This window comes from Sporosarcina sp. FSL W7-1349 (genome assembly GCF_038003045.1).
Classification (GTDB): Bacteria; Bacillota; Bacilli; order Bacillales_A; family Planococcaceae; genus Sporosarcina.
Genome location: NZ_JBBOOK010000001.1, coordinates 1,001,151 through 1,014,907 on the forward strand (window position 1 = coordinate 1,001,151; position 13,757 = coordinate 1,014,907).

Below are 13,757 nucleotides of genomic sequence, written 5' to 3' on the forward strand. Positions count from 1 at the left end.
ACCAGGCCGCGCCAACCTCATCTCCACTTGAACTGCCCGGTAGTAAAAGGTATACTAAGGAGGAAGAATGAATAAAGTAATAAGCGACCGTTCAATGGGAGTGCATTGAACGGTCCATGTAATAGCAGGTTCCCTTGGGGGAATCGGCGAATAGGACAAAATAATCCATCCACATGAGCCGCTAACTCAAGGATGGGTTATTTTTTATGGTTATGGGACAATATAGCCATGACTAGTGCTGCAAATGTAAATACGAGCATTAGCGTTTCGAATACTGTCACGAAGACCACCTCCCTTCACAGAGGGAAATGGCCGACCACCCTTGAGTCCCCTACTCTATTACTCTTCCATTTTACCATACATATGTTCGCATTCCTAGTATTGATCCAAATTCATCGGTTTCCATGAATAAAATCGTATACATTCAAAGCAGCACACGGGCCCCGCATCTGCCGACGACTTAGTGATCGTGTTCCTCTTCCTGCTCCTTCAAGACGCTTAAAATCGTAAAGCTTTCAACGTTGGAATCGTGCTGACAGCCTTCCAGTGTATAGCTGAATACTTGTTGTCCTTCCTCTGACACTAGCTCCGAGCAGGTCTTGCTCTCCTTGGCAGGGCTGTCTCCGCGGTCTTTATTTTTTGACCGATCAATTTCCAAATTAAATACGGTCCCGTCAAAGGCTAAGTCATACAATGTCGGATTTCCCTCAACCGTGTAGTTCGCAATCCGGACGGAGGCTGCTTCGTCCGCCTCTACGCTTTCTAAGAACCGTTCAAATTGAAAAAAGTTGTAAACGGGTCCGTTCATATTGATAACATCCCCGTTTTTCACCGCTTTTTCGCTGTCATATGAACAAGCAGATAGCAGGCATGTCCCGAAAAGCAGCAATAGATACACCAATTTTTGCATGTCATCCCTCCAACAACGTACTTGGTGTTTCACCTTTACTCTATGCGTCAGAGGAGGGGCTTATCCCGCACACCCTACCATTTACAAATTATTTTAAATAGTATATAATTAAGTAGAAATCCTTCACAATCATAACTGCCTAATTTGTTCGCATACCTATTCCGGGTATGTCTCAACAAACAAAAGCCAGTTCAAATTGAAATGCAAAATTCTTGCATTCATTTGAGCCGGCTTTTTTTATTCAACTATATCGAGGAGGTATGAAAATGACTGGTGCATTAAACGGAATTAAAGTTTTGGATCTCACCCGCGTGCTGGCGGGTCCTTATTGTACGATGATTCTAGGAGACTTGGGTGCCGAAGTAGTGAAAGTGGAAGCGCCGGGCGAAAGTGATGAAACCCGTGGATGGGGCCCCCCTTTTCAGAACGGCGTCAGTGCCTATTATCTTTGTGCGAATCGGAATAAAAAAAGCATTACCGTGGACCTGAAGTCCAAAGAAGGCATCGCGCTCATCAAAGGGTTGATTGCCGAATCGGATGTAATCATTCACAATTTCAAAGTGGGCACGATGGAGCGCTTCGGCCTCGGTTATGAAACCGTTGCCCAACTTAACCCCGCCATCGTGTATTGTTCCATAACCGGCTTTGGGGAAACCGGTCCGTATAAGGATTTACCTGGGTATGATTTCATCATTCAGGCGATGAGTGGACTGATGAGTATTACCGGCACTGAACAATCCGGCCCTCAGAAAATGGGCGTGGCCATTGCGGATATTTTGACCGGTTTATATGCGTGCATCGGCATCCAATCCGCATTGCTGGAACGGACCCAATCCGGCAAAGGGCAAAAGCTCGATATTTCCCTTTACGATACCGCTGTCAGCTCACTTGTGAACGTTGGCAGTAATTATATGATGTCCGGAAAAATCCCGACGGCCCTTGGCAACAGCCACGCCAATATTGTTCCGTATCAGACTTTTACGACGAAAGACGGGGAAATCGTCATTGCGATTGGCAACGACAATCAATTCAACCAGTTCTGTTCCATTTTGGAAAAGCCTGCTTTCAGCAAAGATCCCAAGTTCCGGACAAATGCCAATCGAGTAGAACATAGAGAATTGCTTGTTTCGCTCGTACAAGAAGTGTTGGAAACTAAACCGACCGCCTATTGGCTGGAGAAATGTCGCTCCCAGAATATCCCGTGTGGACCAATCCAATCCATCGCGGAAGTCAGTCTGGATCCACAGCTGCACGAACGGGAGATGTTCATCCAGTACGACCATCCTACCGCAGGGGTGGTGAAAGCGATCGGCAGTCCACTGAAACTTTCACGAACTCCCGTTAGCTATAAACTGCATCCCCCGAATCCCGGTGAACATAATGAAGAAATTTTGAGAAGGTGACAGTCACCTATCAAACCATAGTCTCTCTTTATCATCCACGTCGCCATTATAATTGATGAGGATTTCATCCCCTGCTTTGATATCGGTGAAAGCGTAGAAGTCAAAGGTGTGATTTCCAAAATTGATCTCATACGTCGCATTTGGCTCATAGGAATGGTTGAACAACATCCCATATCCTAACAGAATGGCGGTATGGTTGATGCCATATTCGAAAGCGTAATCCGCAAGTACCGTTTCCTCAATGTGGTGGTGCTGCTCGTTCGGGTAAGAAATGACGGGCGCTTCATGTAAAATCTGCCCTTTTTTAATATCACATGTCGCGAATACCCCTCTATTGAATTCGCCATCGCTTATTGTAGATGTTTTTATTTCGATCAAATTAACCGCCTACTCACTTTTAAAATTTCTTTCTAACTGTACCATACATTTGAAATGGTGACAGTCACCTCAATAATTCAGACACTATTCAGAATTGTTTCCGATTTGTGTGGGTGCCTGGCACTATTCTAGCAGTTCTCCAAGGATTTCATATGAGCGTAGTCTATCTTTATGGGAATAGATGCCCGAGCTGATGATCAATTCATCCGCCTTCGTCGCCTGCAAGAAGGCATCCATTTTGCGCTGGACCGTTTCCCGATCGCCGACGATGGTGGATGGCCAATTCATCAATTCTGCAATCGCCGCCTTCTCATATTCGGAAAAGAACGTGTCTAGATCATCCACCGGCGGCTTGAATTTCGTCGTAACGCCTCTGCGGATGTTCAGGAATTGTTGCTGATAGGATGTGGCGAGCCGTTGCGCCTCCTCATTCGTATCCGCCGCGATGACGTTCACGCCAAGCATGACATACGGTTCCGCCAGATTTTTGGACGGCCGGAACTGCTGATGATATAACTGCAGCGCCTGCATCAAATACCCCGGCGCAAAATGGCTTGCAAAGGAAAATGGCAGTCCTTGTTGTGCGGCAAGCTGTGCGCTGAATCCGCTGGAGCCGAGCAGCCAGATCGGGATATCCTGCCCTTCTCCCGGAACCGCACGCACGCGGGCCGTCGGATTGTAATCGAAATAGCCGCGCAGCTCCGCCAATTGCTCCGGAAAATCGTCTCCGCTGCTATGCAGCGTCCGGCGCAGCGCATATGCCGTCGCTTGGTCACTTCCCGGCGCCCGGCCCAGCCCCAGATCGATCCTTCCCGGATACATCGCCTCCAGTGTACCGAACTGCTCGGCAATCACAAGCGGCGCATGGTTCGGCAGCATGACGCCGCCCGACCCGACCCGGATCGTCTTCGTCGCGCCCGCCACATGGCCGATGATGACCGACGTCGCCGAACTTGCAACGCCTTGCATATTATGGTGCTCCGCAAGCCAAAATCGGTTGAACCCCCACTGCTCGGCATTCCTCGCGAGGTCGACACTATTTTGGAACGACTGCGCGGCATCGCTGCCTTCATTGATCATCGCAAGATCTAAAATGGATAAAGGAACGCCCTTATACTTCTTTGATGTTGTACTGATCACTTGAACCCACCTCTACTTTCGATCTACGGGGACACTATTGAATGTCCGTTCGTCTTTTATCATATCGTTTACAGAGGGTGGATTCCATTTCGGGGATTTGGAAGGAGAATGAAAGAAGATGCCAATTCGCGTCGAGGATAATAAGAGGACCACCAACTGGGGCGGTCCAGTTCTAAGGAAACATCCTCACCATTAACTCAATAGAATTTATCCCTCTCCGTCTTTTCCCGCTGATTCGGCGTCATTGGCTCTCGTTTCGGCTTCAAATTGTTGAGCTCAGCCAATTCCATCGAAATTTCCTCTTTCATGTCCGGTCGGTTTCCTGGTGTTTTCGAATTGGAATATAAATTACTATGCGCACCTTGTTTCATTGCCAAACCTCCCATTTCAATTTGCTGATGCAACGTTAATATGGACCGGTTTGCTCATTTTATGAGAGGCACATTTCCAAGGTTTGCATGGGCAATCCGGCCGGAATTCGGGTGAATTCCCATCAGCTGCCGTCTACCCGAATTCCCCTTTCCCAAAATCAAGATCCACCGCTTCATACGCAACGGGCCTCCAATCCGGTTCCACAGGCACCTCGTTCAAATAGTTCTCAAAGTGGGCCGGGGAGAACAACGTGGACGGCCGAAAGTAATTTCGCATGCGTGGATCATTCTCCCATTGCTTCCCCTTTACGTCAATGACCGCCTTGAAGTCCTCCAACACATAGCCCTCTGCTACTCTTTCGCTAATTAACTGTTGTGTCCATTTTGCATTCACCTTAAAGTCCTTTCCGGTTTTCGCATTTAAGTATTGAATAATTTCAGAGATGACATCGAGACTTGTCTCGCTCTTATCTTTTTTTAACTTCCTTTTAAGTTCTTTGGTTATTGGTGGGGACAACTTGTCAAAGTCCTGTGATGCCAGATTGTCGTCTCGGTCCGTGCCAATTTGTCCTTCCCCGTCAGGGCACACCGCCCTGCTCAAAGGGACAATCTGACCTGCTACCATTTGGCACTTTGCGTAATCAATTCGGTACCATTTCGTCCGATCTGTTTTCATCCTGTTATAGGCGGATGTCGAAATGACATAGCCTTCCTCTTCCAACTTCCGCATCGTCCGCATGATCGTCCTCTCCGACCAGAACGGAAACTCCTCCCGCCACTCCTCATACGTCTTATACACCCACACATACCCGTCCTTATGATTTTTCGAAATGAGCGAACGAAAATGCAGTTGCTGCAAGATGACTGCCTCGTTGAGTCCCACCTGTTTCACCAATGACGGAAGGATCAGCAGCGGGGGTTCGTTGATTAGTAAGTTCATAGTTTTACCTCCAAAGGGTCGTTTTACTTACTAGATAGGTACGAACCTGCGAAAAGGATACTGGCTGGTCAAAAAAATTATGTAAAAATAAAATGCCCGCTTCGAAAAGGGGCATCGAAAACTGTATAAAAAAATTATTACACAAACGGAACCGTTACAGTTTGGAAAGATTCCGTTTGAAATGCCGATACAGCTCATCCGGACTCCAACCGAGACGGTATTGCAGTTCGTGACAAAACGCGAGCAGAAGGAACGAACCGTCTGAATTCATTTCAAATTGGATGCCTCTGGCGGTTAGATCATCCATCAGCGGCCGCAGCGGTTCAAAATCACCTTTTTGGTACAGAACCTCGGCCCCTTCTTTCACTTCCCAGGCAAAACCGTCCATATTCTCTTTCCGCAAGCTATCTTCCGTTGCCTCCGATATATGATAAACAGCCTCAAACAGCAAGTCGATCTTCCCGTTCGTTAATTTACCCGTTCCGATGAAAATCCGTTTCACCTCATTATCAAGATTTCGGATTAACGGCACTTCTTTCCTAAAAGGTTCAAGCGCTTTTAGTATATTCATATAATACCAAGACTGCGAACGCTTTCCACGGTTGAACCTCGACCAGACCGCCTCTCCCACCTCCTCGATATCGGATTGGATTGAACGAATATTATGCAGCTTGTCCGCGACGATGACGGCCAGCTGATCCGGACTCTTTTTCGGCAGATCTGCAATCGTCCAAAGTTTCCTCTGTTCCCACGGTAAGGATTTATCTGGTTCGGTGGCGGCTTGCACCAATTCGAGGACATACGGACCAAAATCCAGCAATTCCTGTTCCGTTGTTTGCGTATCCTCCAGCGTATCATGAAGTAAACCGGCGGCCACGACTTCATCGGGATATCGATGATGTTTCAAAATCATCGCCACCGCAAACGGATGGGTGATATAAGGGATCATTGTCCCCTTTCGATACTGTCCTTCATGTTTTTCCAAAGCGAATTGGAATGCTTTTTCGATAATATTCATGATGGCCTCCTTTCTATTTTTCCTTTTAGATAGGCCTATAAGTGGAAAATGACTGTTGGTTGGTGTAACCAAATTACTTAAAGAAATCATGTAACATATTATTAAAATATACCCCAATAAAAATAGACTGCCAATTAGCATGCTAATTTACAGTCTATTTTTATGTTTAATTTACGTTTTTACCTATTTGATCATCGGGATTTTGCTTTCCGATAACTATCATAGGTTTCTAATACCGTGGTAACAATAACAACCACGAAAACGGTCCATACCGCCCATTCTAAAAAATTATGGACTGATGAATTACTGATTTCAAGTAAACTTGCCATATACGGAATTACGGCATCGTGGATCAAAGCGGGATTGGTGACCATGACAAGTAAGACAATCGAACTAAATACGTTCCGGACTGCATTTATCGTAACCAGTTTCATGGTCCATTGTCGTTCTATCCATTTGTATAGTCCTACTCCAATTTCGAATAAGGCAAGTAGTACAATGAGTGGCCAATACGACATCAATACCTCTTGATTAAAAGCTGGCATCACCATTTGTAATCCTACACCATCTATGGATCGATAAACGCCAGCGAGATGGTCCGCATTGAAATAAAAAACCAACCAAATCGCTGTCCAGACGAATCCAAAAATAACCTCACCTCTTGAAATCGCCCGTTTCTTCGAAACCACCATGACATGCTTCAAATCGTCTGGAGTCCATGCCGATCCATATTTGGTCATCGGGAGATCGCTTTTTGATAAGCCGACTCTCTCAATGAATATAAATACTATGGTGACCCAAAAGAAAGTTTGGATAAGCACATGTATTAGATTACCGATGATGATCCCAAAACTTTTGATCACGACAGAAAGCACACTTTCTTCTCCTGAAAAAAGGACAATCGCTTCAACAACATGAACCAATATCGTTATTAATATAGCCCAAGGGATAATCATTTTCATCGTGTACATATAAGCATCGTAAACTTTTGGTCCAATCAAATGCATCGGTGTATCGCGATAACTGGCTGCAAGCTGTGCAGGATCACCAAGTTTCAAAAGAACTTCCCTTACTTCGTATTCAGCAAAATTTTCGGACAACATATCTTCTATGGTGGATCTGAGTTCGAGAGCAATATCATCCCGCGTTTTTTCTGGCAGCCTTCTCGTCACTTCATACACATACGCCTCAATCAGATGCATGATTTTCATCTCCTTCTAGTAATGATTTCAGCTCCACCGTCATGGTTTCCCATTCCATTTTCAATTGCTCATAAATTTCACTGCCAAACGGGCTGATTACGTAATACTTGCGGGGTCTGCTTTCTGTCGTATCCCAACTACTCGTAACGAGTTCCTGTTTCTCTAACCGGCGAAGTAAGGGGTATAACGTACTTTGCTCTATGGCTACGCCTGCCTCTTCAAGACGTTGGACTAAGGAATATCCATATTGAGGAGTCCGTAATTGACTCAATACGGCAAGAGTTAACGTTCCTCTCCTTAATTCCGTTGTGAATGTCTCCAACAATGGCCCCATCGTTCTCACCTCATCTTCTTATACTGTGTATCATACACTATTATAAAAACAACATCAATAGGCACGTAACATTATTCGGTGTTGATTTAATAAAAATAAAAAGAAGCTTCCCAAAAGTCGTTAGACCGTTCGGAAGCTTCTTTGGTGGTGTTTACCAATGTTAGTACCAAAGATGTTTTTTTATTAGACACAAAGCTCATATGGAATTCAGCGTTCTGCGCTGACGTTCCCTCAACAACAAGATTGTGGCTTTGTCATTGTTTCAGGTTCGTATTTTTACGGAACACTTCTGCAGGCGACTTAATGAATGTCAATAAAGTTAGACTCCAACAATCCTTCCAATTGGTGTAGTATCCATAGCTTACAGTAGGTTCCCTCAAGGGTGTCAGCGTAAATGACACAAAAATTCATCCATGACGAGCAACCGCTCCAGGATGGATTTTACTTTATTGGGGAACGACAGCCGTCTGATTCATCAACCAGGCGCCGGAGCTGCAGCTGCTTGATCGGCTTTTGCACAGTCAATCGCCACGACGAGTGATACGAGAAGGGGTTCCGTTTCTTCATTTTCAATTTGCAGCTGGTAGCTATCGCCCCAGGTGAACCATTTCTTGCGGACGGATCCGATCACTTCTCCGTTCTGATACACTTCGAAATTCATGTCCCACCAATTTCCCCGCACTTCCATATCTACCGCGTCAATCGAGTAACGCGATTTCAGGAAGGAAAAGTGTTTCTTAATCGTCACGGTTTCTTGGCCACTCACTTCCACAAAGAAGGTCGGCAGGAAACTAAAAGTCTTCTTTGTAATCACCGCGACTTCCTTCCTCGCTGAATCCGTAATGGAAAACGTCTTTGGAATCTGCAGGAAACTCCCTTCCACGAAATACACTTCATTCTCCTGCTCATCTTTCACCGAAAACTTACCGCTCAGACTAAACACCTTTTGCTTAATATACAACTGTCTCATGCAATCCCCCCTATAGGAAAAACCATTCCGAGTCAAATACCCAAATGCGCATCGAGCACTTCGGTCACTTTCTCCCTGCCCGTTTCCGACGTCACAATACAGCTGGCGGTGGATCGCTTCGTCTGGATTTTCAGTTCATACCCGCCATTCACTTCGTGAGAATATCCGTAGAAGCGATGGTTCGTATCAATCGGCACAAAGTGATAGGATTGGATACTCTTCCAGGGCACAAACCGCCCACCGTCCAAAATCCCGTCCTCGACGATGGAAAACAAATTCCAGACTTGAGATAAATTAAAGAAAATCGGGATAAATACGAGGTAGGCAGGCCAGTTTGTATTACTGCTGAACAAATTGCCGATAACGAAAATCGTCAAAAAGACGAGAATAAGGCCATTCATGAAAAAGCCAGTTTTTTGATGTGATATCCTCGGTAAATCTACTGCTTTTTGTGGCTGTTTCCGAATCGTTCTCCAATCCTCTTCCGTTTTTGGGAAAACAGCAGGTTGTTTCATTTTAATTAAAAGCCGAAAGAATCGGTAATAGAAATATCCTAAACATAACAAGAACAAGATGCCAGTTACTATTTTCATCTGAACCATCTCCCTGTGCCACACGTTCAACCGCATAATTCTTTATCTTTTTATACGTGCTACCATGCCAGAAGTTTCATTTTTTTATATATAATATTTTGAATTTAGCCGGAATGGGGGGGAAATACGATGATGTTTAAGTTTAACAAGTAAAAAGGTGCTTCGCTTAAATAATATCCTTAAGCGAAGCACCTTTTCATTTACTTACTGAGCACTTAATTCAACGGCACGATCATAAATCGCTTGTCCGGGTAAGCCTCTTCCTTCCACCTTTTCTATCCATTTTTCAATCGTTGGATTTATAAGGACTTTCCATTCATCGAGTTCCTCTTCACTTAACTCATAAATTTCAACGCCTTTTTCTTTCGCTTGCTCCACAGCGTCTCTTCCGGATTGATCGTGAAGGGCGGCCGCTTTCATGGACAATTTTTCACCAGTTAATTCTCGGATGGCGGTTTGGTTTTCTTCACCTAGCGAATCCCATGTATTTTCGTTCATCGTTGCGTAAAATGTCGTGGAATAAAAATTGCCGACCGTGGCATAGTTAATCACATCTATCAAACTGTGACCAAGCAACGCTTCCCATGGTGCGATCGTCCCGTCGACCACCCCTCGTTCAAGCGCTTCATAAGTCTCGTTCATCGGCATCGAAACTGGCGTGGCACCGATTGCTGTCAGCCACTCATTCGTTTCCGCGGACGGGGATCGAATTCTCATTCCTTTTAGATCTTCAAGACTCTTCACCGGCTTTCCAACTGTGAAGATTTGGCCAGGATCGGAAGTGAACAGCCATAAAGGAACCGTTCCCGTATATTCCTCTTCAAATTCCGGGAATTCCTCATACAGCTGCCATAATACTTTTGCTCCTTTTTCCCCTTGATCACTCATGAATGGCAGTTCCATCACTGAAGTGAGTGGAAATTGGTTTGGGTTGTAACTATTCACGCTGAAGCCAATATCGATAGCACCTGTGGCAGCTGCATCGAACTGTCCATCCGAAGCCGCCAATGATGCCCCTGGATAGGATGTAATTTTCACCTGTCCATTCGTCGCTTCTTCCACATCAGCAATTAATTCCTTCACCGTCACCGTTTCTTGACCATGACTCGGTGGCCATACATGAGACAAGTCCAACGCAATCGTACTTGCCGACCCTGCCCCCGTATCAGTTCCCGCTTCGGCTTTTGGATCGTCGCTACTACAGGCGGCCAACATCATACTTGTCGCCATTGCGATACATAATAGAAGAGACTTCTTTTTGATGGATGGTGCTTTCATTTTTTCACACTCCTAAATTTTCATTCTCTACTTTGTGAATTTATGAGATTTATTGTAGGATGGTCATAAAAGATTAACGATTTTAAACTATCGATGAATGAAAGACGTGGTTTCATTGCCTCCTACTATAAAAAACGAGCTTCAATCACAAAACGAACTGAACCGATTGTATTTTCATATCCATCGGATTGATGAAAATACGAGATCGGCCGATTGGCAGATCGATAAAGTGGACCGTCCGTATGCTGTTTTTTGGTATGTGGTTTCCGGTGAGAAAACCATTTTTATCGATGATGTCAAATACATTGTCCGAGCCGGGGATTTCGTATTATTTCCCTCCCAGACCTCTTTTAAAATACTAGAATCCGAAACAGGAATGCCCATGCATCATTTGGAAATCGCTGTTGAGATCAAACTTGGACCGTTTAATTTGATGACTTTATACGATTTTCCAATCATCACCAATTTAATTGGCACAGCGATCGAGACACCGTTAATCAGTTTGTGGAGACGGCTTAAAGCCGAATGGACGCCAGACATTCGAACTCCTTTTTCTCCTTCCTATGGAGAGTTGAATTTCGGTCTGGACCAGACGATTGAACTTCTTCAGTTCAACGCCTTAACGCTGGATTGGTTTATAAAGGTCTTCACCTTGCTGCGACCGCATGCAGACAAATTATTTCCGACGTTCGATCCGCGCCTTCAGCAACTTTTCACTTTTATTGATAATCATTTGAATGAAAAACTAAGCTTAAAAAGTCTTGCCGAAGAAGTTTTCTTAAGTGAAAGCCACTTAAGTCTTCTGTTCCGCCAAAACGTGAAAATGGCGCCGATGGAATACGTCCGGAATATCAGATTGCTAAAGGTCCGTAAATTACTGTTAACAACGAATCTCTCTCTGAAAGAAATCTCAGAGAGAATCGGCTTTGACGATCAAAGCCAATTGAGCCGTGCTTTTCGCCGGGCTACAGGAATTAGCCCAACCGAGTACCGACGAAAGGGCGATTTTATTTAAAAGATAAGAGGGAGGCCGTCTCCCTTTTCCCCTATAAAAACATCGCTAAATTCATGACCGTCAAGACAGATTGATCTGCATAAACCGTACGCGAAGCGACTTTCCAGTCACCATCTACTTTTCTGAGAAGGTCTTCCCGCTCTCCGAATATTTCTTCCGTATTCGCCTCGGAACTTCTGCTCCGTTTAAATAGGAAATAACTGATCACTTTATATTCATCTGGAGCGCCGGTTTGTTCCACCATCACATTACTAATAAAATGCCTTTGTCTCGGCGCCGGATCATCTACCCAAGCAGATTTCATATACAGTCGTTCCACTTTCATCGCAATGTCTTTTTTCGTATCCGAAAAATACGTCATCTCCTGATTCACATTGGATCCCATTTTATTTTCCACGGTCACCCGTAACGGCATAACATAGGTAATATCCTCCGCAAGCAAATCAAGCCATTCCCGATAGTTGCGATGGTCCAGTAAATACGCTTCCCGATAATAAAATTGGGTGATTTCTTCTTGGAGTGACAATTGCATCTGCCCTTGCATCAGCCCTCACCTCCGGATTCCTTCGTCATCAGTTCCAACCAATATTTATGCATGCTTCTCGCGATATGGTCAGTGTAACATGTCGGGTATGCTTCACCCGGCCCGGGAAAGGTTTCATCGATTTCCACATTATCAAAGCCCATGAGATAGTTCGCCATATTGTTGTAGCTTAGCGTCCGATCACGTGACATAGTCCCGGAACTTGCTTCAATAATGCGCGCCCAATTTTCCGTGTCATCTTGCTCCAATGTGCCGGCCGCCCCAAACGTTGCGAGGAATCCTTTGTACGATTTTTCTTTATACTCTTCAGGAAGCGCCTTGTCGATCATATACCAGACCCAGATTTCAATTTTTTCGGGTCCGATCGGCCGCCAAACCCGCCAATTAAGGTGGTTATGCCGGACCCCCTCCGATCCGCTGCAGGAACTGAGGAAGGATAGATTCGGGAAAACACCGCCTACAAAGTTCGTTACTTTCGAGAAGATTTCCACTTGCTTTTCATTTAAATTCCTTTCAAACATCGTCCACATATCCTCTGGCATCCCCTGGTATTTATTGGCCGATGCCCCGGTTGCAGAGGTGATGACATTAATCCCATGGCCATTTTGTAACACGACTTGGTGTCCATAGGACGCATACAATGGATCGGACGGCGTCAGCTTCATTTCCGTAGCGGATCTATGCGTTGTCTGCACATGATAAGGATCCGCCGCAAAGTTCTCAGCTGTCATTTTCCAGTTCGCTTTCGCAATCCATCGCTGCGGCACTCCCCTGACTTCCATGCCTCCGTCACTTCTACCGAGCATAATGTCAAAGTAGAATTTCATATCTCCTAAATAATCTTCTAACGACATGGCATTCGGATCGAGATTGCCGAAGATCATCCCTTGATAACTCTCCACTCTTGGTACCGGCCGGAGCCCCCACTCGCTTTTATCCATTTTTTCACCATACACTTTATTCCCGGCGACAATCCCGATTAATTCCCCGTCCAGATTGAAAGTCCACCCATGATACGGACATGTATGCGCTTTCTTATTTCCGTAATCTTCGGTGCACAGACGGGTGCCGCGATGAGAACAAGAGTTTAGAAATGCTTTGATCTCACCTTTTCGATTTTTCATGAGCAAGATCGGATCATCGACCATCATCCTCGTAATATAGCTGCCGCTTTCTTTCAACTCAGATTCATGCGCAAGAAAAAGCCAAGTTTTGCTGAATACTTTTTCCTGCTCCAACTTGTAAATCTCCGGGTCGGTGACCACCCACTGGGGAAAATAGCCCTCCTCCAACTTTCCTTGCATTTGTTTCAATTCTTCGATGATCAAATTCATAACCCCCTCCGACAAGCTGTTAAATTAATACGAAAATTATGATTAGTTAAAAGTGTAGCATCCGCCAATTTCTTTTAACATCACCTAATCCATTGTTGATTTGACATAAGTTATTATTTAGATCAGGTTAGATCAGGTGACAGTCACCTGAACAATTTAAAAAACCGCCCATATATAAAGCCTTGTATAATCTTTGAGAAGTTAAAAAGGGAAATTAACTACTATATGATCTTCTACAACGTCCGTGGAATATTAATGGAATAAAAAAAGATGACCCCTGTAGAATAACAGAGGTCACCTTTTGAAAACTGGGTAGGCTTTTTTTAT

General features: G+C 44.8%; 15 protein-coding genes. 2 read left to right on the forward strand and 13 right to left on the reverse strand.

Annotated features, from left to right (window positions below):
* Positions 1–460: 460 nt before the first annotated feature.
* The gene (locus MKY41_RS05040; RefSeq protein WP_340744003.1) at positions 461–910 is read right to left on the reverse strand and encodes a DUF4362 domain-containing protein; all 450 of its coding nucleotides are present in this window, start codon (positions 908–910) and stop codon (positions 461–463) included.
* Between the two features lie 266 nt (positions 911–1,176).
* On the opposite strand from MKY41_RS05040, the gene MKY41_RS05045 reads away from it, so the two are divergent.
* Entirely contained in the window at positions 1,177–2,313 is a 1,137-nt protein-coding gene (locus MKY41_RS05045) for a CaiB/BaiF CoA transferase family protein (RefSeq protein WP_340744004.1), read from the forward strand.
* 3 nt (positions 2,314–2,316) lie between these two features.
* On the opposite strand, the gene MKY41_RS05050 is transcribed toward MKY41_RS05045, so the two are convergent.
* From MKY41_RS05050 to MKY41_RS05095, 10 genes are all read right to left on the reverse strand, one after another.
* Positions 2,317–2,691 (reverse strand): SET domain-containing protein, encoded by a 375-nt coding sequence (locus tag MKY41_RS05050; protein ID WP_041074599.1) that lies wholly within the window; start codon positions 2,689–2,691, stop codon positions 2,317–2,319.
* A gap of 123 nt (positions 2,692–2,814) precedes the next feature.
* On the reverse strand, positions 2,815–3,831 hold the full coding sequence (locus MKY41_RS05055) for an LLM class flavin-dependent oxidoreductase (RefSeq protein WP_340744005.1): 1,017 nt from the start codon (positions 3,829–3,831) through the stop codon (positions 2,815–2,817).
* A 197-nt stretch (positions 3,832–4,028) separates the two neighbouring features.
* Complete coding sequence (locus tag MKY41_RS05060) at positions 4,029–4,202, reverse strand: hypothetical protein (protein ID WP_340744006.1); 174 nt, start codon at positions 4,200–4,202, stop codon at positions 4,029–4,031.
* Between the two features lie 133 nt (positions 4,203–4,335).
* A complete protein-coding gene (locus MKY41_RS05065; protein WP_340744007.1) occupies positions 4,336–5,142 on the reverse strand; it encodes a conserved phage C-terminal domain-containing protein in 807 nt (268 codons plus the stop codon).
* 154 nt (positions 5,143–5,296) lie between these two features.
* The gene (locus MKY41_RS05070) at positions 5,297–6,160 is read right to left on the reverse strand and encodes an HD domain-containing protein (protein WP_340744008.1); all 864 of its coding nucleotides are present in this window, start codon (positions 6,158–6,160) and stop codon (positions 5,297–5,299) included.
* A 191-nt stretch (positions 6,161–6,351) separates the two neighbouring features.
* Positions 6,352–7,362 (reverse strand): HAAS signaling domain-containing protein, encoded by a 1,011-nt coding sequence (locus MKY41_RS05075; RefSeq protein ID WP_340744009.1) that lies wholly within the window; start codon positions 7,360–7,362, stop codon positions 6,352–6,354.
* On the reverse strand, positions 7,349–7,696 hold the full coding sequence (locus tag MKY41_RS05080) for a PadR family transcriptional regulator (protein WP_340744010.1): 348 nt from the start codon (positions 7,694–7,696) through the stop codon (positions 7,349–7,351). Before MKY41_RS05080 ends, MKY41_RS05075 begins: the two co-directional genes overlap by 14 nt.
* 475 nt (positions 7,697–8,171) lie before the next feature.
* Complete coding sequence (locus MKY41_RS05085; protein WP_340744011.1) at positions 8,172–8,666, reverse strand: LURP-one-related/scramblase family protein; 495 nt, start codon at positions 8,664–8,666, stop codon at positions 8,172–8,174.
* A 32-nt stretch (positions 8,667–8,698) separates the two neighbouring features.
* Positions 8,699–9,259, reverse strand: a complete 561-nt coding sequence (locus tag MKY41_RS05090) for a hypothetical protein (protein ID WP_340744012.1) — start codon at positions 9,257–9,259, stop codon at positions 8,699–8,701.
* Between the two features lie 204 nt (positions 9,260–9,463).
* Positions 9,464–10,537 carry a TRAP transporter substrate-binding protein gene (locus tag MKY41_RS05095; RefSeq protein WP_340744013.1) on the reverse strand — a complete coding sequence of 358 codons (1,074 nt, stop codon included), beginning with the start codon at positions 10,535–10,537 and terminating at the stop codon, positions 9,464–9,466.
* Between the two features lie 115 nt (positions 10,538–10,652).
* On the opposite strand from MKY41_RS05095, the gene MKY41_RS05100 reads away from it, so the two are divergent.
* Positions 10,653–11,552: an AraC family transcriptional regulator gene (locus MKY41_RS05100; protein ID WP_340744014.1), complete on the forward strand. Its 900-nt coding sequence runs from the start codon at positions 10,653–10,655 to the stop codon at positions 11,550–11,552.
* Positions 11,553–11,583: 31 nt separating this feature from the next.
* Here the strand turns inward: MKY41_RS05100 and MKY41_RS05105 are convergent, their stop codons facing one another.
* Together MKY41_RS05105 and MKY41_RS05110 are read right to left on the reverse strand one after the other, a co-directional pair.
* Positions 11,584–12,096 carry a 3-phenylpropionate/cinnamic acid dioxygenase subunit beta gene (locus tag MKY41_RS05105; protein ID WP_340744015.1) on the reverse strand — a complete coding sequence of 171 codons (513 nt, stop codon included), beginning with the start codon at positions 12,094–12,096 and terminating at the stop codon, positions 11,584–11,586.
* Complete coding sequence (locus MKY41_RS05110; protein ID WP_340744016.1) at positions 12,096–13,430, reverse strand: aromatic ring-hydroxylating oxygenase subunit alpha; 1,335 nt, start codon at positions 13,428–13,430, stop codon at positions 12,096–12,098. The genes MKY41_RS05105 and MKY41_RS05110 overlap by 1 nt, the downstream gene beginning before the upstream one ends.
* Between the last annotated feature and the right edge of the window lie 327 nt (positions 13,431–13,757).